Annotated in this window: 16 protein-coding genes; 4 read left to right on the top strand and 12 right to left on the bottom strand. The window is 47.8% G+C overall.

What is annotated here, in order from left to right:
- Nucleotides 1-57: 57 nt before the first annotated feature.
- Both TBC1_RS04470 and dnaB read right to left on the bottom strand, forming a co-directional pair.
- Complete coding sequence (locus tag TBC1_RS04470) at nucleotides 58-1317, bottom strand: asparagine synthetase B (protein ID WP_062039083.1); 1260 nt, start codon at nucleotides 1315-1317, stop codon at nucleotides 58-60.
- Between the two features lie 107 nt (nucleotides 1318-1424).
- On the bottom strand, nucleotides 1425-2957 hold the full coding sequence (dnaB, locus tag TBC1_RS04465) for a replicative DNA helicase (RefSeq protein WP_062039081.1): 1533 nt from the start codon (nucleotides 2955-2957) through the stop codon (nucleotides 1425-1427).
- A gap of 195 nt (nucleotides 2958-3152) precedes the next feature.
- Between dnaB and TBC1_RS04460 the strand changes: the two genes are divergently transcribed.
- Nucleotides 3153-4268: a TlpA family protein disulfide reductase gene (locus tag TBC1_RS04460; protein ID WP_062039077.1), complete on the top strand. Its 1116-nt coding sequence runs from the start codon at nucleotides 3153-3155 to the stop codon at nucleotides 4266-4268.
- A gap of 39 nt (nucleotides 4269-4307) precedes the next feature.
- Here TBC1_RS04460 and TBC1_RS04455 read toward each other — a convergent pair whose 3' ends face one another.
- The 3 genes from TBC1_RS04455 to TBC1_RS04445 all read right to left on the bottom strand — a co-directional run bounded on the left by TBC1_RS04455 (nucleotide 4308) and on the right by TBC1_RS04445 (nucleotide 7294).
- Nucleotides 4308-5741 carry a hypothetical protein gene (locus tag TBC1_RS04455; RefSeq protein WP_062039074.1) on the bottom strand — a complete coding sequence of 478 codons (1434 nt, stop codon included), beginning with the start codon at nucleotides 5739-5741 and terminating at the stop codon, nucleotides 4308-4310.
- Nucleotides 5742-5746: 5 nt separating this feature from the next.
- Entirely contained in the window at nucleotides 5747-6493 is a 747-nt protein-coding gene (locus TBC1_RS04450; RefSeq protein ID WP_201781630.1) for an FKBP-type peptidyl-prolyl cis-trans isomerase, read from the bottom strand.
- 90 nt (nucleotides 6494-6583) lie between these two features.
- On the bottom strand, nucleotides 6584-7294 hold the full coding sequence (locus TBC1_RS04445) for a 3'-5' exonuclease (protein ID WP_062039071.1): 711 nt from the start codon (nucleotides 7292-7294) through the stop codon (nucleotides 6584-6586).
- A 393-nt stretch (nucleotides 7295-7687) separates the two neighbouring features.
- Between TBC1_RS04445 and TBC1_RS04440 the strand changes: the two genes are divergently transcribed.
- The 3 genes from TBC1_RS04440 to TBC1_RS04430 are packed head-to-tail and all read left to right on the top strand — an operon-like array spanning nucleotide 7688 to nucleotide 10152.
- On the top strand, nucleotides 7688-8995 hold the full coding sequence (locus tag TBC1_RS04440; RefSeq protein ID WP_062039068.1) for a hypothetical protein: 1308 nt from the start codon (nucleotides 7688-7690) through the stop codon (nucleotides 8993-8995).
- Nucleotides 8995-9681, top strand: coding sequence for a tRNA (5-methylaminomethyl-2-thiouridine)(34)-methyltransferase MnmD (gene mnmD, locus TBC1_RS04435; RefSeq protein WP_062039065.1), 687 nt, complete (start codon nucleotides 8995-8997; stop codon nucleotides 9679-9681). Before TBC1_RS04440 ends, mnmD begins: the two co-directional genes overlap by 1 nt.
- Nucleotides 9682-9684: 3 nt before the next feature.
- Nucleotides 9685-10152, top strand: coding sequence for an NUDIX domain-containing protein (locus tag TBC1_RS04430; RefSeq protein ID WP_062039062.1), 468 nt, complete (start codon nucleotides 9685-9687; stop codon nucleotides 10150-10152).
- On the opposite strand, the gene TBC1_RS04425 is transcribed toward TBC1_RS04430, so the two are convergent.
- The 7 genes from TBC1_RS04425 to TBC1_RS04395 form a co-directional block, all read right to left on the bottom strand.
- On the bottom strand, nucleotides 10135-10404 hold the full coding sequence (locus tag TBC1_RS04425) for an acylphosphatase (protein WP_062039059.1): 270 nt from the start codon (nucleotides 10402-10404) through the stop codon (nucleotides 10135-10137). The genes TBC1_RS04430 and TBC1_RS04425 overlap by 18 nt on opposite strands.
- Nucleotides 10405-10415: 11 nt before the next feature.
- Nucleotides 10416-10985 (bottom strand): hypothetical protein, encoded by a 570-nt coding sequence (locus TBC1_RS04420; protein WP_062039056.1) that lies wholly within the window; start codon nucleotides 10983-10985, stop codon nucleotides 10416-10418.
- 84 nt (nucleotides 10986-11069) lie between these two features.
- Nucleotides 11070-11819, bottom strand: a complete 750-nt coding sequence (locus tag TBC1_RS04415) for an NUDIX hydrolase (RefSeq protein ID WP_062039054.1) — start codon at nucleotides 11817-11819, stop codon at nucleotides 11070-11072.
- Between the two features lie 274 nt (nucleotides 11820-12093).
- On the bottom strand, nucleotides 12094-16674 hold the full coding sequence (locus tag TBC1_RS04410; RefSeq protein WP_082189474.1) for a lamin tail domain-containing protein: 4581 nt from the start codon (nucleotides 16672-16674) through the stop codon (nucleotides 12094-12096).
- 111 nt (nucleotides 16675-16785) lie between these two features.
- Nucleotides 16786-20529 (bottom strand): GEVED domain-containing protein, encoded by a 3744-nt coding sequence (locus TBC1_RS04405; RefSeq protein ID WP_062039048.1) that lies wholly within the window; start codon nucleotides 20527-20529, stop codon nucleotides 16786-16788.
- A gap of 268 nt (nucleotides 20530-20797) precedes the next feature.
- Entirely contained in the window at nucleotides 20798-21031 is a 234-nt protein-coding gene (locus tag TBC1_RS04400; RefSeq protein WP_062039045.1) for a hypothetical protein, read from the bottom strand.
- 66 nt (nucleotides 21032-21097) lie between these two features.
- Nucleotides 21098-25003 (bottom strand): T9SS type A sorting domain-containing protein, encoded by a 3906-nt coding sequence (locus tag TBC1_RS04395; protein WP_062039042.1) that lies wholly within the window; start codon nucleotides 25001-25003, stop codon nucleotides 21098-21100.
- Nucleotides 25004-25039: the final 36 nt, after the last annotated feature.

Below are 25039 nucleotides of genomic sequence, written 5' to 3'. Positions count from 1 at the left end.
GTATGGATGAGTGTCTGGATTGCTTGTTAAGTCAAAAATCAGGCCAGCACCTGCAAATCAGGTCTTTTGTTTTTTCTTTTTTGCTGCCGGGAATAATACATTGTTCAGTATCAGGCGGTACCCGGGCGAATTGGGGTACATGTTAAGATCAGTGGGTGGATCGCCCACCAGATGCTGATAATCTTCAGGGTCGTGTCCGCCGTAGAAAGTCCAGGTCCCTTTGCCATAAGTCCCGTGAATATATCTGGCTTCATTGGCCGCCTTGTTTTCTCCCATTAAAATGACATTAGGCTTGACGAAATTCTTGTTGAATGCCGTGGTTTGTCCCATAAATCCTTTAATCACCCTTTCGTGATTCTGGGTAAGCATCGACGGGACGGGATCCCATTTTGCCGAGAAATCAAATAAAGTAAAGAAATCGTTGGCCAGGGTGACTTTTCTTGTTGTCGTTACATCGATGTTGGAAATTTCATATTCATAGGGATTCATTACCAGGCTGAAATCGGTGAATGCGAAGCAGTTATGATATTCAAGATGATCATTCGCGTGCGGATCGGCGGGATCGCCATCAAACATTACATCACAGATGTCAAGATTCTCGGCTGCCAGGGTTACGTCGTAACTGTCAGGGGCGGAGCACATCGCGAACAAATAACCTCCGCCCGCGGTAAACTCCCTGATTTTATGGGCTACGGCCCTCTTAAGATGTGATACCTTGCTGAATCCAAGCCTGGCTGCGGCAGCTTCTGTTTTGCTGACATCTTCCTGATACCAGGGTGCGTTACGGTAAGCGGCCCAGAATTTTCCATACTGTCCGGTGAAATCTTCGTGATGCAGGTGAAGCCAGTCGTATAACGGCAATACCCCGCCAATCACTTCGTCGTCGTAAACAATATCGTACGGAATCTCGGCATAGGTCAGCGCAAGGGTAACGGCGTCGTCCCAGGGAAGTTTATTTTTTGGAGTGTAAACGGCAATTTTAGGCGCTTTCTGAAGTCGCATCTCATCCATATTAACAGCAGGGTCGCTGATTTCAGCCAGAATAGCATCAGCCTGCACATCCGCGATTACCTGAAAAGTTACCCCCCTTATCAGGCATTCTGATTCCAGTAGTGGATGATGCCGGAACATAAAACTGCCCCCTCTGTAATTCAGCAGCCAGCTGACTTCAACATCCTGCTGCAGCGTCCAGTAAGCAATGCCGTATGCTTTCAGATGGTTTTTCTGAGTATTGTCCATCGGGAGCAGCAGGTAAGCTGCCTGAACAGTCAGACTCAGGAACAGCATCATGGTAATCGAAAATAAAGCTTTTCTCATCGGTTGAGCCATGAATAATTCTGCATGTTAAACGCAATATGGGCCGGTTTTGTTATCCGGCTTTTAATTTTAATAATGAACGCAGAAGTGGTAATTATGCTTAAACTTTAATATGGAACATCATGGTCTTCATGCATATCATTCATTTTGGATTGAACGGTCAGCGTGTTGATGCCATTTTCGAATTTGCCGTTGGGCGCAAGCGCTCCTGAGATGTCGAAGTCGCCGGGTTCCGGGTCGGTAAACTTTGCATATTTGCTGATAAACCTCAGTGGCACATCTTTCAGTGCACCGTTACGGTGTTTGGCAATGCTGATTTCAGCATGTCCCACCAGGCTGGCACCGCCCTCATCCACACTCTGATTGTAGTATTCAGGCCTGTAGATAAATACAACCATATCCGCATCCTGCTCAATAGCTCCGGATTCACGGAGATCGGACAACAGCGGCTTTTTGTTGGGCCTTTGTTCGACTGAACGGTTTAGCTGTGAAAGTGCAATAACCGGAATATTAAGTTCTTTGGCAAGGCTCTTCAATGATCTTGAGATGGTGCTGATTTCCTGCTCGCGGTTCCCGCTGCTGCGGTCGATGCCGGCAGACATGAGCTGTATGTAGTCGATGACTACCATTTGTATATCATGCTGGGCTTTCAACCTGCGGCACTTCGCCCGGAGTTCAAAAACCGACAGGGAAGGGGTGTCGTCAATGTAAAGCGGTGCATCAATCAGCGTGCTGATTTTGGCATTCAATTGCTCCCATTCATAGTTTTCGAGATTGCCCTTTCTCAGTTTATCTCCCGGTAATTGCGCTTCGGCGGAGATAAGCCTGGTTACCAGCTGAACTGACGACATTTCAAGGGAGAAAACTGCTACCGCTTTTTTGAATTCCACTGCAACATTGCGGGCCATGGTAAGCACAAATGCAGTCTTGCCCATACCTGGACGGGCAGCAACAATGATCAGATCCGAGGGCTGCCATCCGGCAGTAACCCGGTCAAGTTCGGTGAATCCCGATGGTACTCCGCTGAATTGCCCGGTCTGGTTTTTGGCGGCTTCAATGCGCTTTACGGCATCGCGCACCAGCGATTGCATGTCGAGGTAATTTCGTCTCATGTTGGTTTCTCCGACACTGAACAACTGATTCTCAGCCTTGTCCAGTAGCTGGAAAACGTCCGTAGTGTCTTCATAGGCATCGTGGATGATCTCGGAAGAAATCCTGATCAGTTCGCGCTGTATGAATTTCTGCAGAATGATGCGTGCATGGAATTCAGTGTTTGAGGCGGAAGCTACACGGTTTGTAAGCTGGGCAATATAAAATGGTCCTCCGGCAGTTTCAAGCTCACCGGTAAATTTCAGTTCATTGGTGACAGTTAGTATGTCAATCGGCTCTCCTTTGGCAAAAAGCCGGGTGATGGCCATGAAAATAATCTGATGCGCCTCCTTGTAAAATGCATCCGGCCTGATAACGTCAATGATGGAGGCAAGGGCATCTTTTTCAAGCATAATAGCGCCAAGAACCGCCTCTTCAAGATCTGTAGCCTGTGGCGGAACCTTGCCATGTTCAAAGATTTCACTCAGCGCTTTGGGTTTGTATTGCTTTTTTTTTCTGGTGTCTCCCACCATTTTGTCGTTCTCTTCCATAATCCAAAATTATAAAATACTGTTCAGCCTGCAGACCCCTTTGTATTATTTAGTTATTAACAAAGAAGTAAATTATTTAAGTAAAAGATAATCAATTATATGCACTTGAATTTCAGGTTGTGACCGGCCGGAAAAACAGCAATCATCCCTAAGGAATATATTGATATATTTGCCTGCATTAATCGATGTGAAACGATGCTCAGGATAATCAGATTGCTTCTTATAATTTTTGTGATAATCCCGTTCTCAATTGCAAGCGGGCAAAATCCGGCAAGGATCAGCGGGATGCTTAAAGGGGAAGGAATTGCAGGTATTGTTTTAAATATGACCAATCCCCTTGTGATGGCATCAGCGCCTGTTTCAGCGACCACAGCTTCTGATGGGGTATTCGCTTTTGATTTGCAGGTAAAAGAGCTGACTTTGTTTAAACTTGCAATTACGGCTGACAATTACATTTTTTTATTTGTCAGGCCTGATGACCAGGTCAGTCTGGAACTGAACAGGGAGAGGCTTGGCAGGCAACCCGTGGTGGAAGGTTCCCCGGATACCAGGATTCTTTATGAGATGGCTGAAAAATCTGCCATCTTTGAAAAGAAGATGGACAGCCTTACCAGACTTTATACAGCCTCGCAGGGACGGCCGGATTTTGCGGAAATAATCCCCTCAATCGAGCAGGAATATAATAAGCTGGAGCAGGGCAAGCGCGATGAGATGCGCAATCTGTTGATGGCCAATGCTGACTCGCCTGCCGCTTTGCTGCTGATTGAGAAACTGGATATCACCGCTGATTTCGATGTTTATGACAGTGTAGCCAATGCTACTAGCAGAAAGTATCCGTCTTTTAAACCTGCTGCGGATCTGAAGCAAAAAGTCACCCTTGAGCGTAAACTGGCAGCGGGAAATCCCGCCCCTGAAATATCACTGCCAGCCCCTGATGGCATGGAAACAAAACTTTCATCCCTCAGGGGAAAGGTCGTACTGATCGATTTCTGGGCATCCTGGTGCGGTCCCTGCCGGAGGGAAAACCCGGAGGTTGTCAGAATCTATAACCGTTTCAGGGATAATGGATTTGAAGTGTTTGGTGTTTCGCTCGACCGGGACCGGGATGCATGGTTGAATGCGATTGCAAAAGACGGCCTCGTCTGGACTCAGGTGAGTGATCTGAAGTACTGGCAGAGCCAGGCCGCTCAGGTTTATGGGGTGAAATCGATCCCCCACACGGTACTGATTGACCAGGATGGAAAAATTATCGCGCGCCGCCTGCGTGGAAAAGCGCTCGAGCGCAAATTAGAAGAGATCTTCGGCAAATAATTGATGCCGGGTGATCAGGTTTCTTCTGAGCTTGCAGACTCAGGCTTCATTATAGATGATACTTTTTAGAAAATTGTAAACTGACCGGCATGAATCCGCCTCTGCAGATATGGCAGCACCGAGTTCTTTCAGCGTTTCCTTCATGTTCTCCTTTTTTACTTCCATATATTTCACTCCGGCCATTACCTGTGAAATATTTATCTGATCCGGGCCGGTTAGATTCAGAAATGCTGCAATATCATTGATTCCGGCATCCGGTATAAGCCCGGGACGGTAAAAATATCCGGATAAGAAAACCTCTTCCAGGTCAAGGAAGATAAATTTCTCCGTCAGATCCGGATAATGCTGGCTGAGCGTGTCCTTAACCCATTCGCCGCCCGAATGCACGATCATGCCGCTTTCAGAAGCCCATTGCCCGAGTTTATTTCTTATCTGATAAACAGGATTTTCGCCCGGCTCAACAATAAAGGATTCTCCTTTGCCCTGAATGTCAACCCGGTTGAGACCAACAATCATGGGGCCGAAAGGTCTGAATCCATCGACGACCGGTACCGCCGGCCGAACGACCAGAAATGCGATAAAAACCGGTGTCACGTTTCCGTCGATCATCTTTCTGATCCTATCCTTGTCGGCAATATCTTTTCCTGAAAGGTGTGATGCCAGGATGGCGGCATCATTTTCTTCAAGCAGGCCGTCGGGGATATCCGGAATAGTCAGATGTCCGGCTGCAGCCAAACGCGCTCTTGTTTCGAAGGGAATTCCGGTAAGGGAATACACGGAATCCTTGTCTGTCTTTTTCCAGCAATGGCCGATAAAATCACAGGGGTAGGGTTTGTAGCAATGCTGACCCGTTGGTATGGAAGGGGAGTGCTTCAGCGACAGGGTCTCTCTCGATTTTTCGATCTGGGCGGAGATAAATGATCCCAATCCCCGAACCTGGTCCGTTACCACCTGAATGCAAAACAATTTATGAACGTCGGGGATTCCGGCCCGTATAAAGTCAGGATTCAGGTGGATGATATTGAATGACTGCAGGCTCAGACCCGAGCCGGTTATAACATGATACTGCAGCGCGGCATCGGTGATATAGGTTTCTGAGATGGAGGCTGAACTTTTTACTTCGTAAGCATGCCAGCCCTGTTCGTTTTTAACGAGGATATCGAGCAGGACAAGCACGCTATGATGACTGAAAGCCGCCTCGTAAATTACCGGTGTCTTTTCAACAATAAGATTACGGGTTTTTTCAAGCGCTGCCGTGTATTGTGACGGGTGTCCGGGCGCACAGTTTATGCCCCCGGGAAACAATTGCCAGGCGAGCTTACCAACTTCATGCCCTCTCCTGAACTTTGCCAGTTGTTCGGGAGAAAGCCTGTCGCGGAGGAATGGCCTGTGCTTGTTCAGGTAAAGGGATTTCAGACACTGTACACCACGGATAAACGTGGATTTGGAAAGTGTATGCCCCTTTTCAGCCAAAACCTTTATTGTTTTTCAATGGAAATCAGTTCTACTTCAAAAATAAGCACGGATCCTCCCGGGATAGGACCAGTTCCTCTGTCGCCATAACCAAGATTTGACGGAATGTAGAACATGTATTTTGAGCCGGGTTTCATTAGCTGAACACCTTCGGTCCAGCCGGGTATAACGCCGTTCAGAGGGAACTTTATAGTTTCTCCCCGTTCTATTGATGAATCGAAAACGGTTCCGTCAATCAGTGATCCGGTGTAGTGCACTTCAACAACATCTTCCGGCCTGGGATGTTCGCCTTCACCTTCGGTAATTACTTTATACTGCAGGCCGCTGGGCAGGGCAATAACGCCCGGCTGGCTTTTGTTCGAGGCCAGAAAAGCCTCGCCTGCGGTACGGGTCTCCGAAGCGGCAGCCTGGCTTTTTTGCTGTTGTTTCATCATCATTTCCTGCTGAAAAGCCATCATGATTTTTTCTGTTGCCTCCTCATTGATGATACTGTCTATTCCCTTCAGCCCATCTTTCAATCCCTGATAGAGCAGTGCTTCATTCACGTTGATATCATTGGTCACCATATTCTTGCCAATGTCCCTGCCTATAATGTAACTGATTGAATCCTGTCTTGATTTCATTATAAGCGCCTGCTCACCGGCATTTTTGTCGTTTTTGTTTTTTTTACCGGCTTTCTGGGCTGATGCCGGTAAACCTGATAATAGCGCGGAAATAAGGAGCATGGAGATTGCTCCGTAGAATGTTTTCATCGGATTGGTTTTAAAATTAGCAAACAAAAGTAAAGATTCATCTGTCTCGGTTGTGTGCTGACATCAATAATTATCAATTTTTAACGGTTTTCAGGTAAAAACTATGTCAGCAGCCTCTATAAGCGGCTTTCCTTTATACCTGAGCAGAAGTTGCACAACAGCTACCACATCCTTCTGACAATATTCCACTATCCTGGGAAGATTTTTTTCTTTCCAGTAAACACTTCCAACCTGGCTTCCGTCAATATCATCCTTAGGCGTAGGAATATTGAATACCATTGTAAGTAATGCCAGGGATGTATAGCTTTTATAATCTCCGAATTTCCACAGCTCCATAGTGTCAAGGTGCTGCACTTCCCAGGGCTTGCGGCCGGCTATATCCAGCAGGGCGGGTAGCCTGATACCGTTGATCAGCATACGCCGGGCTATGTAAGGAAAATCAAACTCTTTACCGTTGTGGGCACATAAAAGAATATCGGGCTTACTGAAACTTTGATTCAATAAATCCGCAAAATCATTCAGCAACAATGCTTCATCATCCCCGTAAAAGGATTTGATCCTGAGCTTACCATTCCTGATGAATCCAACGGAAATGCAGATGATTCTGCCGAATTCGGCATAAATACCGGCCCGTTCGTACTGATTGCCGGCCGTTTCTCCCTGATCAGCAGCGACAATCCGTTGCGCCTTGTGATCCCATAGCTTCTTTATTTCTTCCGGAAGCATCTCATATTCCGGGTACTGGGAAACTGTTTCAATGTCAAGAAACAATACCTTCTCAATGTTAACCTGGTCAAGCATAAATGTGTTTTTTAATAACCGACAAAACTATTTTTTTACAGGCTACCGATGATAAATAATTACATATCCTGATAATACGTTTTCCGATGCTAAAGGTATTAAAATCACGCCAACAGTCAAAATTAAATTGCAGATTAAGGGGTTCCCGAATATGTAAAAGTTGTGTTTTTACCTTTTGACAACCGCTATATATGATAAGAACGGGTTGTTTAACTGAACGGATTCAGAACTTTTGCAGGAAGCATTTGTCGTGATGTTGTTGTTTCGGAAAGATTTGTCAGCGCAAACTTATTGCCTGCCGGTAGCAAACCCTGAATTGATCCGGGTAACAAGAATGACGAAAAAAACGGAACTTTTCCGATTTGATCTTGTTTTTTGAATTAGGTTTGAGGTATGAAAAGCGCGGTTAATCTTTTTTCCGGATTGTTAATCCTGCTGATGTCGTCAATCATTGTTGCATGCAGCAATGGAGATGATTATGTGACTCCGCCTGAAATCAGAATCCGGCTGCCTTATGATGGCCGGGCCTGCGGTTATGGTGATACCATCCATCTGCAGGCAGAACTGAGTCATTACAAGGCCATACAGTATGCCAGGGTATCGTTGATCAGCGCAAATAATGTGCTGGTCTTGCCTGCGCTGAATTTTAATGTGAATGAATACAATTATCTGCTCACTGCATCCATTCCGTTGAATGATCCGCAAATGGACGACGGCACATATTATGTGCAGGTAAGGGCGGGTGACGGAGAGTCGGAAAGTGCTGAATCCGTTAAGGTGCAGTATTCAGCCCTGGAAAGGGATTTGGTGTCTGTTTTGTCAGTCAGCAAACTGGCATCTTCAGAATATGTTGTCTCTGAGTTACCGTTGGCTGGCCAGCTCTCTGAACTTTTCAGGCTTCAGGGAGACTATTCCGGGGCGGCGGTGAGTTCAGCGAACCGGCAGTTATATACTGCAGGCAGGATTAACGGCAATCTTCAGGCCTGGAACCTTGCGGAGAAGAGGGCCGACTGGACTGTCCAGGCCATTGTAAATCCTCCTTTGGAGTATTTTTATCATCTCTGCTCCGATGAAAATGAAGTTTTTGTATCGGACCGCGACGGCTATATCAGGGGTTATACTGCCGAAGGACTTGTATCCTTCAAAAGTCAGGCTTTCCCGAATGGAAAATTTACCCGGTTTGTAAGGCTCAGTAACTGGCTGATTGCCGTTTTTGAGCCTTTTAATGGTGTGTTGAGTGAACTGGTTGTTTTTAATTATCCCGGCGGAACCGTATTCAGGCAATTCCAGTTTCAGGGGAAAGCTGTGCACCTTGACCCGGATGACGATGAAGGGGTGATGATTTTTGTAAATAGTGATGCGGCATCGGCCGTGTTCCGTTTTTCTGTCACAGAGAACACGATGGTTAAGCTCAGGATATTTCCATTTCCTGACATCAGCATGGTGACCGGGCCATCAGAAGGGAACTGTTTTATTGCTTCCGGCAACGAATTGTGGTGGTACCGTCCGGCAACAGGAAGTACGGTAAGGTATCTTACCTTTGATGAAATTCATGCAGTACAGTATGATGCATTGTCGGGCAGGGTATTTGTTGCCGCGGGAAACAACATAGAAACGTACCGGATTCCGGATCAGGTCAGCATTGCGACTGTGGCTGTGCAGGGTGAAACAGCAGATTTATTGTTATTATACAACCGATAATGATGGATGACAGCACAGAGTTTGTGTTAACAGAAGATGGATCTTATACATTGTTAAACCGTAAATTGGGAGAGCATTATCATTCCATTCACGGAGCGGTTCAGGAGTCACGTCATGTCTTTCTGGAAGCCGGATACAGATACATCTGTAATAAATTAAGGGACATCAGTATTTTAGAGGTTGGCTTCGGAACCGGTCTTAACGCGTTGCTGACCCTTGATGCGTCTGATAAAACCGGTGTGAACACGCGCTATCATGCCCTTGAGCCATTCCTCCCTGACTGGTCAGTTATTGAAACGATCAATTATTGCAGCCTTGGCGGGTTGGAGGGTTTTACTGACGATTTCCGGAAAATGCATCATGCTGTGCCTGATACAGAAATCCATTTGCGCGAAAATTTCACCTTTTGCCTGAGCAGAAGCCGGTTAGAAGACACTTATCCGGGATCTGGAAAATATAACCTGGTTTATTTTGATGCATTTTCGCCCGAAACGGCTCCGGAACTATGGGAGCCGGAGATTTTCCGCAAACTACGCATGAGTATGGATCAGGGAGGCATTTTGGTCACATATTGTGCCAAGGGGAGGGTGCGAAGAACATTGCAGGAGGCAGGCTTTTCGACGGAGCGACTGCCGGGCCCGCCGGGCAAACGGGAAATGCTCCGGGCAACAGCTAATAAATTATAACCAATGGAAAAGTGCAGGTTTAATATCCGTGTTTACGGACTGATCGTTTTCGAAAACCGGTTACTGGTTACCGACGAATACAGGCTAGGCATGTTTATGACCAAATTCCCGGGTGGCGGCCTTCATTTCGGGGAAGGAACGCTTGATTGCCTGAAACGGGAATGCAGGGAGGAATTAAATCAGGAGGTGCTAATCCGCAGGCATTTCTACACAACTGATTATTTTCAGCCTTCGCATTTTCTGCCCGAAGTCAGTCAGATCATTAATGTTTATTATCTGGCAGGTTTACAGGGTAACCCGGTTTTTCCTGCCGCGGAGAAATCATTTGAAATTGATGCAGTGGAAGGAGCACAGGCATTCCGGTGGATCGATCCTTATAAAATTGAACCTGAGCTTTTTACATTGCCGGTCGACAGGGTAGTTGCAGGGATGATCCGTGAAAATCCGGGGTGGTTATTTGATTCTGAATGAAGAATAATTCATCAGTGTGCCTTCAAACTTCCTGAAGTCAGTAACAATGGCCCTGGCAGGGCCCTCTTTGCATAAACGGATAAATACATCAAGCTGTTCCTGCGCTCCCTCGGCTTCAATATAAACGGATCCGTCGGCTTCATTGCTCACATAACCTGTGATCCCGCTCTTAATTGCCATTTCCCTCGTATAATAGCGGAATCCCACGCCCTGAACCCTTCCATATACCCGGATAATGATGTTTTTTGTCATGGCAGACCGGTTCAGGCTGTTAAACGTTTCATAATCAGGCTGTCGATCAGAGTAAAAAGCTGTTTAGGATTGAGTGTGCGCCAATTGATATGGTCAAGTTTACCGCCAATGGCAAGATAATAATCAAGTCGCCCCCGGTGAATTTCATCCAGCACATGGTCCCGGAAGTTTATACAGGCAATCCACCCGTCTTCAATGCCGTCAAACCACTCCTGATAATAGGAATCATCATCGGCGTGAAAGTTAAGCACATTCTCACCGATAAGTATGAATTTCCGGATACCGGCATCCATCAGGATTTCTGCTACATTCCGGTACAGGTACATGATGTCATTGTAAAGAGTATCGTTCCATTCACCAAGGCACTCTATCACACAAAAACCTGCCCTGTAGTCAGCATAGAGTATTTTTATGTAAAGGGTTGCTGAGCCCATTTCATCCCAGAGCGGGTGAATAAAATAATTGTAAACAGAATTTATGCATTGGGTTTCGCTGTATGTTCGTCCATAGAACGGAGAATGGATGTCATCAGCGGCATCGTAAAGGTTTCGCCAGGCATAAAACGGCTCAATGTCGTGCATCGGACTAAAAGCGTATGTTATCCGGTGAATTAACGGAATGTACTGAAATTTGTTTCACTTCAGGGTTATGAATATCTGCGAAGTTTAAACGGAGAAGTCCAGAGAGTTTTTCCTGGTTTTCTCGTAAATTTTTTTATTAAAGATGTAAAACCTCGCCGGTTTGTGTGAGACACCGCGCTCCTTTTCATTGATCGGGATCACATAGGGCATATTGGTGACCTTTTTTCTGAAATTTCTTTTATCCAGGTTTACCCCAAGGATTACCTCATAAAGTTTTTGCAGTTGGCTGAGGGTGAATTTTGAAGGGAGCAGTTCAAATCCGATAGGGTTTGACCGGAGTTCTGTCCTGAGTGCTTCAAGTCCATCAGCAAGAATCTCCATGTGGTCAAAAGCCAGTTCTTTGATCTGGGAAACCGGGTGCCATTTTACATCTTCCTGCAGCTGAAATTTATTGATTCTTTCCTGGTCGATGTTGAGCAGGGAATAATAAGCCACGGTTACCACCACTTCTTCAGGGTGCCCGATCTGCCTGAGCCATTCCATATCACGTTCCAGGCGCGTCAGACGGTTAGGAGTGCCGATGGCGGCATATTGTTTAAGATAGATGTTCTCAAGACCCGTCAACTCTTTAAGCACTCTTGCCGCAGCAGTATCCAGATCTTCATCCTTGCGCACCAGGTCGCCGGGTAATTTCAGGTCTTTGTACTCCTGTCCCTGAAACATCATCTTTCTTTCAAGTAAAAGGACATTCAGTTTTCCGAATTCAAATCCAAATACCACACAATCGACGGAAACATGAAGGTTTAATCCTGAAACAGGGGCTTCTTGCAACATGAACAAAGCGTTTAACAAGGGTTAGTGTAGGAATTGGATACACAGGAAATGATCGGTAAATATACGGCAAAAATTGCCCTGTACAAGTTCCATTGTGTTTTTAACCATTTGGCAGGATAATATTATGTTTGGAAAATTCAATTAATGCCTGTTTATGGATTGAAAAGGGCATGTCGGACCGGTCAATAATTCAGCAGAGGTAAAACGGACCTGACAGCTGTGAATTACTGTCAGGTCCGGGTGATTGTTATAGCAGGCTTATGAAATAATCATTTCAGTTTGTTGGCTTAGTGTTTGAATAGCCTGGCCGCTTGGCCGGATTGGGCGGGGTGTTCATGCCAACGCTGTTTACACTGTTGTTGTAAGCAATGATGTAGTCAAGGAATTCTATGTATCCGCTGCCGTCAAGGTCGTAAAGCGTATATCCGAAGAAAGAAGCTACGCTCAGGTTGTAGACGGCAACCACATCCGGGAATTCGATGTATTCATCATTGCCAACATCCCCTGAAAAGAGCGCCCATACCGTTCCCATCGATTTCTGGTTGGAGCCGTAGGCCTGCTCAGCGGCAGTGGTAAAGTCATAATCAATGGTGGTGCCGCTGAAATCAACGGGCAGGGCACTCCAGGTTTCAATACTGCTGTGGTGGTCAATTACAATATAATAATTGCCGGAGAAGGCTGCAGGTACTGAAATGACCATAGAGCCGTCGGTGTTGATGTTGACTTCATGCGCGGCATAGAGATATGCCCAGGGGGCATCGGCTTCGGCCAGGTAAACACTGAGGGTGTCAACCGTGGTTCCGCTGAACTTGTTGAAGATATTCTCATCCTGATCCACATCCTGGGCCTGGTTCATGCCTGATCCATTCCAGAAACCTTCAATATATGCTTTTAAATTAAGCGTTTTTCCGGCTGAACCTGCCGGTGTGACATCCGCCCATGAGGTGCCGACCCTGCATTCATCCATATCGATGAACGGGGTTTCCGAATCACTGTCCTGCCGGATAAAAAATTGTGATATACTGCCGAGGTCTGTGCCGTCGGTATTGGTAGCCGTGGCTGTTGCTGCCGGGGGTATTGCTGCTCCCAGGGAGGCCGCTGCCGGATTCACCCAGATATTAACCACGTCGTTGCCTGTACCTTCGACAAATTCGTATGAAACAACAACCAGGACAGCATTCCCTATAGTTTGCGTGCCTGTGGCCCAAACGGTATTTGCCGTGGTACTCCTTGGATTGATACCAATCCTGTAGCCATCTCCGTCAAGCCCGGTCCATACTGTAGCGCCAAAATTGGTTGAATTGCTTGCAATTCCGGTGAAATAGCCTCCGGTGGCGTTTAACAGATTCAGGTCGGTTACATTCATGATAAATGAATAGTAGACAATATTGGCAGTCTGACTGACGAAGGTTCTGTATGCATCAATTCCGCCTCCGGCAAATGAAACTTTATTACCGGCTGATACCTGCAAGCCGCTGTATGTCAGGTTACCTTCGCTGATAAGAATATTGTCATCCCCAGTATTAATACCGGTCCAGTTTGTCTGTGACGGTAATGTTTCTCCTGCGGGGTAATCAAAAGGCTCGTACACCAATGCACCGGCAGGTATTTCAAGTGTTACAGCTGTTGCAGTAGGAACCACCGGATCGGTTTTGTAGTCAATGGCGGTACCTGAATTGGTGTAGGGATAGATTTTGAAGAAGTACGGTGTTTCAGGAGTCAGGTTTTCAAAAGTATAGGCCTGTGTCCCCTGGATTACATTTCTGACCAGCGCTCCGTTGGATTCAGGTACGCCGTCGGCCGGATCGGCAATATCATCAAAACTTACTGAACTCCCTTTGATCAGGTATGCTTCGGGCAATACTGTTCCGGTCGCATCGGTCCACGTAAGCGGGATGGAGGTAACGGTGGCTGTGCCGGCAGTGAAGTTGGTAACATGGTTGTCCGGCTCGCTGAACAGGGTGTAGAAGCTCGCTTCATTGGTCAGTGTTGTTCCTTCGGCATTGGTGGCATAGGCACAGTAAAATATCTGTGTGCCTTCAGGCAGGCCGCTTCTGAGATGGGTGAAAATTCCCGTTGTGGTGCCCCCTTCAGCCAGTTTGTTGTCATCAATGGTAACGCTTCCGGTCGTGTTCCATACCGTTCCTCTTTCAGTCACCGGGCTGCCGCCATCAGAGGTGATATTTCCTCCCAGTATGGCTGAATTTACAGTTATTCCGGTAGCCGTCGGGGAGATAATCACAGGGGGGGTGAGAATAATTCCTCCGGTAGTTACTTCGATTACATTCGAATTTGCACTGGCGCCATTGTCATTCACAGCCCGTACTACATAATAATACGTTGTGCCGGGTGCAAGTCCCGTAACCGGGTAACTCGTGACATCCCCTACGTTAAGGTCCTGGAAACCGGTTACATAAATGATATCTCCGGCCAGCGAATGACTACCCAGGTAGGTGATCACATCTATATCATAAGCATCCCATTCTGTTTCCAGGGTCGGGAATCCGCTTGCAGGATTTACAGTCACCCCTGAGATAACGGAACTTTTCCTGACAAGGGTCTGATTGAGGGTTGTAAGGGGAGGTGTGCCCCAGGCAGAACCGGGATCCTCGCCAATCCGGCCGATGATATCAACATTGGATGCTGTTGATTCTTTGTATAAAACGACAGCATCGTCACCATTATAGAAAGTAACGTTGGATGTAACATCTGCCAGCGCCAGGATTGCTGCATTGGCTGACGCATTTGCTATAATATATACATCCCCGTTGTCTAATGTGCCGGATAATTCTAATGTATAAGATGGGTCAACAGCCCCGTTAGAGTATGTGTAAACGGTGTAATCGGAGAGGTCGGCGGCACTGCCTGTGCCATTAAAAATTTCCAGTGCTTTGTTGTTGCTGCTTCCTTCAATGTATTCGGAGAAAAACAGATCGGTAGCCGGAGTTATGGTGGTGGCATAAACATCAAGCCGGTAAGATGAAGCACCTGATACAGCCTGCCAGTTGGCCGTAAAACCAGTTGTTGTGACATCGGTTGCGGCCAGCGCAACAGGTGCATCCGGTGGAGGAGGCAGGCTTACGGAGCCGCTGCATGTTACGGATTGATCGGTAGCTCCCGTTGAAGTGAGGCTGATGATTTCATCATTATAATCTCCTGCCGTTAATCCGGCTTTTAACCTCACAAAAATGGTAGTTTCACCAACCGATCCGGTAGTTGGTGTCAGGGTAAGCGGGGATGAATATCCCGTACCGGAAGTAAGGGAAATTTCATAATCTGCGGATGCGGCAATGTTAATGCCGGCGGTGAGGTTTTCTCCCGAAACAATAAAGGTTTGCTCTGCCGAAGGACCATTGCCCTGCACATAATTGAAACCGCTGAGCGCCGAAGGACTGACAAATATGGTCGGATCTTCGGGGATTATTTCCTCGAAATCTGCAAGTCCGCGCGGAACCAGTTGCATGTTAGTATTAAACTCGAGAACTACCCCGGTCAGGTTTTGCGGGAGCGTTGGAACTGCTGTTCCGATATAGTCCAGATCGTCATACTGTGTGCGCAAAACTCCGCTGCCACTTGCATCGGAAAGCGCATAACTCGTATTGGCAGCAAACGGACTGCTGCCTGTAATGGTTGTATTTAGTACCCTTACAAGCCGGGCCTGATAACCGGCAGTCAGTTCAGTCAGCGTAACATCTTCCGGGGTAACCGTGTTTCCTGAACTGCTGGCTGCACCGGGGTCGGTAACCGGGGTAAACTGCAGCATGCCGTTAAATGAGCCAAGGGCGCCGGTTATTCCCGTGATGCCATCGTACAGATTGTATGTGGTGGAAATAATTCCGGCAAAGTCATCAATTAAAATGGCGCCGGTTGCATCCTGAATATACTTAACATGTCGTTCGGTTGTCTGATACGTAAGCACGGCTTCTCCTGTCAGGCGGTAGATTGTTCCGTCTGTCAGCCCTGTTCTCAGGCTTGCAATATCCGCTACCTCGGTGACTGGCGGGAAAGTGTATATCGCAGTGGCTATCGCACTTGGGTCAAATCCGTCGGCATAGGCAATGGCTTTCAGGGTGGTAGTGGTACTGACATTTACCGGTACGGTGTATTCTGTGCTGGTATTGTCAGGGTCACTGCCATCGGATGTGTAATAAATTATGGCATCCGGAGTCAGGCAGGTAATGCTTACCGAAACCGGATTGAAATAATTACCGCTGCCCGGCGAGAATACAGGTGTTGCTGCAGCATTGGCAGAACAGACATTTAACGGGGAAGAGGTATTTCTTGGATTAGGTGCTCCTGCCGTGAAATCTGCTGAATTATCATTGTTATCTGTACATCCTGAAGAAGCCCGTGAAACGGACGTTGTATTGCTCATTGCGGGACTAGCTCCTGTTCCTTCATAACAGTTTGCTGTTCCAATCCCAACAAAATCAACAATTTCGGTTCCGGTGGGGCAGGCGCCTGATAAGGCTGTGGTGGTGTTTGTCAAAGCAACTTTGCAGTTTGTGCCGGACATCGCGATTGTACCAATGGCATCCGGAGTTGGAAGTGGACTGGTGCCTCCGGATCCCTGAGCTTGCTGGATCAGGTAATACTGCCCGGGTTGAAGTGTGACCGATGTAAGGCTCGTTACACTCCAGGTGGATCCTGTGGCAGACGCATATTGAACCGACCAACCGTTCAGGTCAACTGCGTTTGTCCCTTTGTTAAACAGCTCAATAAAATCATGTGTATATGGTGCACCGGTATTTCCTCCGCCTCCATATACCTGGCTGATAACTACTTGCCCAGATAAGTTTGTGGTAATCACAAACATAATTGAGAACAGTAATAAAACGTGTTTGATTTTTTTCATTGTCTGAAGTATTTGAGTTGTTAATAATTTCATTGGGTTTATTCGGATTATTACCGCATAATCAGGATTTTGAACTCAAGCATGCCGGATTCTTTTAATCCGTATCCTGCATTAAGGCAATGCAGAGCCGGTGAAATTAAACTGGTTGTTGTCAATAATCTGGAAATCCTGAATGTCAACGAGGCCGTCGCCATTAACGTCAGAGACTACATAACCCGAAATGAACATGGAGGCATTGGTGTTTACATCATCAATGTCAACCTGGTTGATGAGGCCGTCCTGGTTAACGTCGCCGCCGAAAATTGCATGCTGTCCGTCAGGCATTTGTTTCAGGTTGTTTCCGAAAATGGCCGATGGCTGGTTAAATGCATAGTCAGTTACCGGGCCACTCAGGGAAACAGGAATGGCTGATGTGGTTTCAAGCGAATTACGGTGCCTCACAGTGAGATAATAACTTCCGGCATACTGCGCCGGAAATGTAACTGAAGCTGAACCATTGGTGCCAAGATTGATTTCTTGAATCACATATTCCAGAATGTTATAATCCGTTGCATTATGCAATTCTAAGGAGACCTGATCGGCGATCCCCGCGCTGAACTGCGGCCCTGTAGTGTTAAAGGCCTGATTCATTGTGCCGTTGCCGGCATACAATCCTTCGAGGTAAACCGTGAAATTGAGTATTTTCTCTGTGCTTAAAATATACACATTGTAGTCTTCGGTTTCACCATATCCATATGCAGAGCATGGATCAAAGTTGCTGTTGTTCCATACTTCCCGCACACGCATACGGGTGGTTCCCGGAGCTGCATTTTCCGGAACAGTAAAGTTGATAGAGCCGGTGGCTGGTGTCGGTGGGATATTGATATTACCCAGTTTTTCCGCAGTATCAAAAACTCCGTTCTGATTATAATCAATCCATACCGAGATATTATTCCCGTTGCTGTATGTGCCCGGGCTTAACGTGATTGTATAATCTGAGCCGGGATTCAGGTCGGTGGTAAGATTGCTGTAGTAGGTGTAATATGGACTAGCCGATGCACCACTGGCGTTATTGATATCACCGAGTTGTACAAGCGAAATGTAATCACCTGCCCCTGAGCCTGATGTATAGGTGGGAATACAATACTCGTAAAGGATTACATTAATATAATTGGTTTTTGTCTCTGTGTCTGATCCGTAGTCGTTGGATGCGGTGAGAGAAACAGTATAGGCTCCTGTTGCGTCAAATTCAACTTCAGGATTCTGGCTGTTGGCATTGGTCCCGTTGATGAATGTAAACGTATCCGGTGAAATGCTCCAGAGCCATGAAGTTGGTATGTTCTCTGAGAGGTCGTTAAGCGTGATGCCTGTATTTACAAGGGTGGTTGTGGTAGATGCCGAAAATTCCGCAACGGGCGGATCTGTTAAGCTGAAGCAGCCGATGGTGGCTGCCCATCCGGCCCTGACCACCGTATTGTCAGAAGAAAAATTGAATGTCAGCGCTCCGTCGGGATTACTTGCGGTGAATGACCCGGGCAGGCTGGTTCCGCTGAATGTTCCCAGCAGTGGAGCGGCTGAACTGCTACCGTTGTATATGCTCAGATAATCATAACCTGATTCGAGGTTGAAAGAGCTGAATGAAACAGTAATCATTGCCCCTTGGGTGGATGGTAAAAAGGTCAGTGTGAAATCTTCATTATTCTGATAATTTTCACCCGGCCCGCCTGAGTCGTAAAAATCACCGCTGCAGGCAGTTATGTTGCCGTTGGTCATGTAGTATACCGGGGGGATAACATTGATATAACCGGTTTTTGTAATCGTTTCTGTCAAACCGGATTTGGTAATGGTTAATGTGATGTCATAGGTACCGGTGCTGTTATAGGTAACAGGAGGAGGAACCTGGCCCGACCAGGAGGATGGATTTCCTCCCGGGAACAGCCATTCCCATCCTGTCGGGTTACATTCCGAATTGTCGGTGAAAATTACACTGTTGCCGACAATCAGGTTTGTGGAATTTGCTGTAAAATCGGGAATCAGGTCTCTGACATGTATGTATGCTGTCTTTGTTTCAATACTGGTATTGGTACCGTCAGAAACTGTCAGGGTAACATCATAATCGCCTGATGCCGGATACGCGACCGGGGGTGGGGTCTGTCCGCTGAAAACGGAAGGGATGCCACCCGGAAAAATCCAGTTCCATGAGGTCGGGGATGACAAGGACTGGTCAGTAAAAGTAACGGATGCTGAATTGCAGAGGGTTGTGGGAGAAGCGGAAAAATCTGCTGTAAGCGCCGGTGGAGCTATCTGAAATACCCCCACATGGTTTTTCCGTCCCCCGTTAAAATATTCGGAGATGGTCCAGAAGGTTGCATCGTCTGTGGGATCAATGGTCATTTGGGCGTAGTCTCCGTAGCGGGTTGAAGGGTCGGATTGGGTGCCTGTAGCGATGATCTCCTCAGCAAGGGTCATCTGCCCCGGAGGATCAGAAGCGTAACGTCCTGTAAAACGCAGGGAGGGGAATTGGGATGCGCTGACGATTGTATAAGCCAGACCTATATTGCCGCTGGCATCCATGCACATATTGCCGCAAAAGGCGCTGTGTCCGCCGGGCTGGGCATAGGTGCCTTCCTGATGAATGGTCCAGGGCGCACCATCGGTGCTTTGCCTGAGTTCATACCAACGGATGCCTGAATAGTTGTCGGCTCCGTTAAGATCAACCACAAAATTGAAAACTACAGAATTGTAGGTTGGGAATCTCCGGTATTGGGCCATATACATAATTGTGGCCTGCAATGCATCAATGTCGCCGCCCGATGGTTGGGGCAGGTTGGAGAAGGACCCGCCGTCGAAAAGACCATCGAATGCCTGTGTGTTAATGATCTGTGGACTGGAAATGGTTGAATTGGCAGGTACCGACCAGTTGACATTGATCGTCCATATTTTCAGATGGTCGGTTGATACCCCCGACCAGGCATCATCCTGCATGTATACGATGGGTGCGTTGCCCGGCGGTGGCAGCGAAGGGCCATTGCAGTTAAAGCCAAGAGGGCTGTAAAATCCGCTGGTAACGATTCCGGTCAGCGGAAAGCCCAGCATTTGTACCGATGCACTTCCGGCAATCATCTGATCCCGGTTAAGGACAAAAACCACCTGGCTGCTGCCTGCTGTGTTCTGGTCCTTATTGGCTGTGATATAGTATCCGTCAGACCATACGGAGAACTTAGGATAATCAGGGAAGGTATTGGTATTAAACCTGTAAACATACCATCCGTCGTTTACCGGATCAGGTCCCTGGCTGATGGCTACATCAAAACCGTTGGAGAAAAATTCGGTCAGCATAAATCTGTCGGCGTAACGATCGTATACAACGATCGGATCTCCCAAAGTTCCCGGGAATATCGTTCCTAAAGAAGCAGCGGCCGTTAACGGGTTGCCGTTCTTGTCCCAGATTCTGAATGCGGTATTCCAGGAGTTTACAAAATGATTCGGCCCGACTGCACCTGTAGGATCTGTAGGTGTGGACGATGCGCTGGCTGCTTCAAAAGTCAGGATGGGCGCCTTACCTGACCTTAAAGGAGACTTAGTTTGCATTTCCCAAAGCGGGTCATTTCCGGCGGGAAGGCCTTTGCCCGGAACGGAATTGTTCGAGCCCCAGCGCTTGGGATTAAATTCTTTCTTTTCGTCTTCTGCCGGCCTGAAGGTGCCGTTTGCTATTTGCGCCGCAATGGAAGGCACCGAAACAACTTGTTCTGATGATGTAATCAGTGTTGGCTTTTGCGATCCGGTAGGATTTATTATGCTTTCCTGTTGCGCAGTCAGAGTCAGTGAGAATATTGACAGAAAAATTGTTAATGAAGCAGATTGAAGTTTTTTCATTATCAGATGGTGGATTTAGGAATTCCGGACAGGTTGTTGCATTAACTGCCTTTTTGAATAAATGACACGTTGAAATATTAATCTTTGCTGATGTCACCAGCTTCCCGCGATTGTTACTTAATCAGCAGTCAACGCTGGTTATCTTTTGTTCGATAACCAGCGCTGAAACTGATACGTCTTACTGTTTTCAAACAGTACGGCAAATTGAATTCTCCCGGCTGGAAGCGAAGAAATCTTGCTTTTCAGATCTGGCCCGGGTTTGTTCAGGTTATTCGAATTTATTCCTCGCATCGAAGGCTTTCTTGATACCGTAGCCGGCTGCCATGGTGATCAGCAGGACGATTCCGCCGCCGATGGGAGCGGTACCCCCGCCGATGGGAGGGCCGCCTACCGGGTCACCTCCGGAGTTTGAGCCCGGACTGGGCTGGGCAAGCACACTGGCAGAGAAACTCAGAACCATCAACACGGTGAATGCGGCTATGTATTTCATGATTTTTTTCATATTCAGCAGATTATAGTGGTTAATATTTGCTCCCCGGCCAGGCCGGGGAGCTTCGTTGAAAATTGATTAGCGGATAAACACTTTATGGTTGACAGTGCCTTTTTCGGTAATCACCTTCACGATGTAGGTGCCGATAACAGCCTGCATAGGAATGTGGGTGGTCATCCGGCTTCCGATGCTGGTGTTGATCAGTTCGCGTCCGGCCAGGTCATAGATGCGGACATCTCCTGCAAGGCCGGTGGTATTGGTAATCACCACGGTATGGTTATAGCTGTAAACGGAGATTCCGCCCAATGAAGGATCGTTGATTCCGGTAGCAGCCTTGAAGTGCACCCTGAAGCGGTTTTCATTGTCACTGGTATTGTAAGTGAAATTGTAAACCGGGTTCTGGCGCAGATCCTGGATGGTATTGAGTTTCAGGTCTTCGAGCATAACCGGGGTGTTGGCGTTGAAGCTTTCCATTCCGGAAGCGGTAATGCTGTATGTCCCGCCAACGCCGCACCTGAATCCGATATTGACCACCTCATTGCCTTCGAAGGGCAGTTCGTTGATGCTCAATACATCGCCGGGAACAATGCTGTACAGCTGGGGTGCATTGCTGAGCCCCCACAGTTTATAAGCATCGTGCTGACCATCGAACAAGGGGGTTGCAGCGCTGTTGAAGCGGATAAAGGTTTCATCTTTATAGCCATTACCATTTGCACGCAGCGACAGCAGATTAGCCTGGCTTGCCTTGTAGAATTCAATGTTGCTGTGAACCCGGGCGTAAAGCGGAATGGTAAGTGACAATCCGTCACCAATTGCCTTGACAAAGAAACCGTTCTGAGGCGGAATAATACCATCTGTCAGGCTTCCGGCGTAACCATTGTAAGAAACATACTGCGCACCATCCCATACATAAACTGCTGCATCCACAACAGGTGTGGAGCCTGGCCCGTTCAGGACGATATCCCAGTCTATTGCGCTCTGGAATGGGTTGCCAAGCAGGTTCCATCCTACACGGTCAGGATCGCCACTGGTATTGGCATAAGATAAGTTGTGTGTAACATCATCTGTATTAAAGATGCCGGGGAATAAAGCCATTTGTGGTTCATCCATTTCAATGGAGTAGCCAATACCTGGTTCCATAAAATCATTGATGAACAGGTTTATCCAGTCACCTGAGGGTTCATCGTATTGACGGGCCCATACCGCATTCTGGTTCAGTGGAAATACAGTGCCGAAATTAATACTGGTAACTGGTGAGGACAGCAAATGGAACGCTGCATTGTCAATATTACGTTGTACTTCTGCCTGAGCTACAGTGAGATGTTCCGCACCAATAAAGGAACCTCCGTCCTGAATCACAATGCTTGCGCACGCTGCATCAAAAAACAGTGTTGGAAAATTAGGCACTCCCCCAGGGATGGTTACAGCTGTTATTGCTGTAGGAAGGCACGGATTCCAGTTGGCCGGGTTAAACCAGTTTCTGTCTTCTGCACCGGTCCATGTTGTAGCTGCACAGCCTGTTCCAGTCTGATCAACGACGATATCAAAGAATGACCCGGCGCCCGTTCCGCACCCGTTTACACCGTAAACGGATAATACTCCGCTGCTTGCCCCGATGGCAAAGTCGAGGGTAACCATGTTGCCGGTTCCGTTGATGGTAACTCCGGTTCCTGAGTAAGCCCAGCTATAGGAAGTAGCATTGGCTATGACGCCGACATTATAGGCTACGCCCATATCTCCTTCGGTAACCGTGGCCGGGCCAGCAATAAGTCCGGCAGCGGCAGGTATGTCAAGAACGGTAATTGTAAAGGTGCAGAAATCGGAGCATCCGGTTTCCATATCTTCATAGGTATAGGTTATGGTATGTGCTCCAACACCTGCAACTGCGGGATAGAAAATACCGTCAGTTACACCTGTGCCTGAATACACCCCGCCTGTGGGGCTGCCGCCGGCAAGCGTCTGACCGCCTGCATTGATACAAACATCCATATCGGTGGGACAGGTAACATCCGGCAGTGCATTTTCGATCACAATGGCGCTTCCGGTCATATCTGTAGTCCCTCCCGAATTGGTTCCGCTGGCGGTATAAACGCCTTCGAGTCTGAGCCCAAAGTCAAGGGCAGCGCCTGTCCCGGGTGTCGAAGCCACTGCTACGGCATCCTGATAGAGGGTGTAAGTTACCCCGATTTCAGATCCCGATAGTCCGACCACAACGCCATCCTCTCCTTCGCAGTATGAGCCTCCGCCTGTCATTTCAAAAGCAACGGGCGGCTGAATGATTTCTTCAACCACCATGGTGATCTGATTTGAAAAAACAAACGGGGAGTCAACGCACTCTTCAGAGGAGATCATTTCAACATAAACTAAATCGCCGTTTTCAGGGATGTAGGTATAGGGATTCCCGCTGCCTACCGAACCATTATTAACAAACCAGGTATAGGTAGGTACACCTCCGTTTAACGGGGTAGCTGTAAATGTAACGCTTGTTCCCGGTGTAACGGCGCCGGCGGGATCGGCTACAATGCTTACCGAAGGTGTAAGCACCGGGTTCACGGTAATTGCAACTGTATTTGAAGTGGCTGGATTACCGGTAGTGCATCCCAGGCTTGAATTCATTACCACATAAACCTGATCTCCGTTTGCCGGGGTAACACTATAGATGGCGCTGTTGTTGCCGACCGTGTTTCCATTCAGGTACCACTGGTAGTCTGGGGTTCCCCCGTTCATCGGTGTGGCGGTGAATGTAACGCTGGTGCCTGCGCATACCTCGGTATCGTCGGCTTCAATGCTTACGCTGACCGGGAGCGGTTCTTCAACCACCATATCTATGGTATTTGAAGTGGCATCGCCTGCCGAGCAAAGAATGTCGGGTGTCATTACAACATAAACGGCATCGCCGTCAACCGGAACATAAGAGAATGAACCTGAAAAATCGATGCCCTGGGAAACGCCGCCTGCAAACCATTCATAGGCCGGCTGGTCGCCGCCGTTTACCGGGGTTGCGGTAAAGGTTACCGTAGTTCCTTGGCAGACAGGTCCGGCCGGATCTGCAGCAATCGCTACGGTAGACGTTACCAGCGGCATTTCAGTAATGACTGCCTCACCGGTCATCGGTGTTGATCCGAAAGCATTGGTTCCGGTGACCGTATAGACTCCTGCCAGCTGATCGCCAAAAGTGATGGCCTCACCGGTTCCGCCAACAATAACGGGAGGAACCATGGGGGCTCCGCCAAGCAGCAGTTCATAATTGACCTCAAGTTCTGAATCCTCCAGTCCGACAGGTAATCCTGCGAGGCCCTGGCAGTATGAGCCTCCGCCTGTCACGTTAAAGGCCAGGGGCGGGCTTCCTGCCGGGTTGGGCGGGAGATTGTTCAGTAAGGTAGTCAATACCTGTGGGCTGCAGAACAATACGGTTCCCGCGGGAATAACATAGGAGGTTGTTGTAGCCCCGGGAGCCGAGGTTGAAAGGACAAGGGATGGTGCGATACCTGGAGTAAATGGAACCGGAGTCTGGTTTGTGTTATCCCTGCTGGTCATCCTTAACCTGATGATCCTGGTACCGTTACCGGTTGGTGAAATAATTGAAGCTGCGCCGTAGGCCACCGGTAAAGGCCCGGTAAGCCTGACAAAACTCTGGGCCAGAGAGGGATTGGTAACAGAAGGCGGAGCCTGTGCCGTGTTCGTTAACCCGGTAGTGCCCGGGATCATTTCGAAAAAGATCTGGGTATTGGCCCCGTTGCGGATGGCCGGGTTGAAGTTAATCCTGTACTGCCCCCCGCCATAGGGGAAGCCGTCAGGAAAATCGACATTGTTGGTTGACTTGACATACAGGTCAAATTCAATCACATTGGGGCTGATTATCTCATCATTGGCAAGAATCACCTCGGAGGAAGCAACAGGCTGAGCCTGTGCCCCGGCCAAGGCAAAAAGAGCCAACAAGGTCAGAAGCACTTTCATGCTTAGGAAGAGTTTTGATTTTTTCATAATGTTTGGTTTTAAATTGACTTGGGATTATTGTTG

It is taken from the genome of Lentimicrobium saccharophilum (genome assembly GCF_001192835.1).
In the GTDB taxonomy this organism is placed as follows: Bacteria; Bacteroidota; Bacteroidia; order Bacteroidales; family Lentimicrobiaceae; genus Lentimicrobium; species Lentimicrobium saccharophilum.
Note: the sequence above shows the minus strand (reverse complement) of the source record. Positions and strands in the feature narration are given on the sequence as shown.

What these genes read in the sequence shown, in the direction of transcription:
- TBC1_RS04470 (WP_062039083.1), bottom strand. Translation starts at nt 1,317, where the DNA reads ATGAGAAAAGCTTTATTTTCGATTACCATGATGCTGTTCCTGAGTCTG.
- dnaB (WP_062039081.1), bottom strand. Translation starts at nt 2,957, where the DNA reads ATGGAAGAGAACGACAAAATGGTGGGAGACACCAGAAAAAAAAAGCAA.
- TBC1_RS04460 (WP_062039077.1), top strand. Translation starts at nt 3,153, where the DNA reads ATGCTCAGGATAATCAGATTGCTTCTTATAATTTTTGTGATAATCCCG.
- TBC1_RS04450 (WP_201781630.1), bottom strand. Translation starts at nt 6,493, where the DNA reads ATGAAAACATTCTACGGAGCAATCTCCATGCTCCTTATTTCCGCGCTA.
- TBC1_RS04445 (WP_062039071.1), bottom strand. Translation starts at nt 7,294, where the DNA reads ATGCTTGACCAGGTTAACATTGAGAAGGTATTGTTTCTTGACATTGAA.
- TBC1_RS04440 (WP_062039068.1), top strand. Translation starts at nt 7,688, where the DNA reads ATGAAAAGCGCGGTTAATCTTTTTTCCGGATTGTTAATCCTGCTGATG.
- mnmD (WP_062039065.1), top strand. Translation starts at nt 8,995, where the DNA reads ATGATGGATGACAGCACAGAGTTTGTGTTAACAGAAGATGGATCTTAT.
- TBC1_RS04430 (WP_062039062.1), top strand. Translation starts at nt 9,685, where the DNA reads ATGGAAAAGTGCAGGTTTAATATCCGTGTTTACGGACTGATCGTTTTC.
- TBC1_RS04425 (WP_062039059.1), bottom strand. Translation starts at nt 10,404, where the DNA reads ATGACAAAAAACATCATTATCCGGGTATATGGAAGGGTTCAGGGCGTG.
- TBC1_RS04420 (WP_062039056.1), bottom strand. Translation starts at nt 10,985, where the DNA reads ATGCACGACATTGAGCCGTTTTATGCCTGGCGAAACCTTTACGATGCC.
- TBC1_RS04415 (WP_062039054.1), bottom strand. Translation starts at nt 11,819, where the DNA reads ATGTTGCAAGAAGCCCCTGTTTCAGGATTAAACCTTCATGTTTCCGTC.
- TBC1_RS04410 (WP_082189474.1), bottom strand. Translation starts at nt 16,674, where the DNA reads ATGAAAAAAATCAAACACGTTTTATTACTGTTCTCAATTATGTTTGTG.
- TBC1_RS04405 (WP_062039048.1), bottom strand. Translation starts at nt 20,529, where the DNA reads ATGAAAAAACTTCAATCTGCTTCATTAACAATTTTTCTGTCAATATTC.
- TBC1_RS04400 (WP_062039045.1), bottom strand. Translation starts at nt 21,031, where the DNA reads ATGAAAAAAATCATGAAATACATAGCCGCATTCACCGTGTTGATGGTT.
- TBC1_RS04395 (WP_062039042.1), bottom strand. Translation starts at nt 25,003, where the DNA reads ATGAAAAAATCAAAACTCTTCCTAAGCATGAAAGTGCTTCTGACCTTG.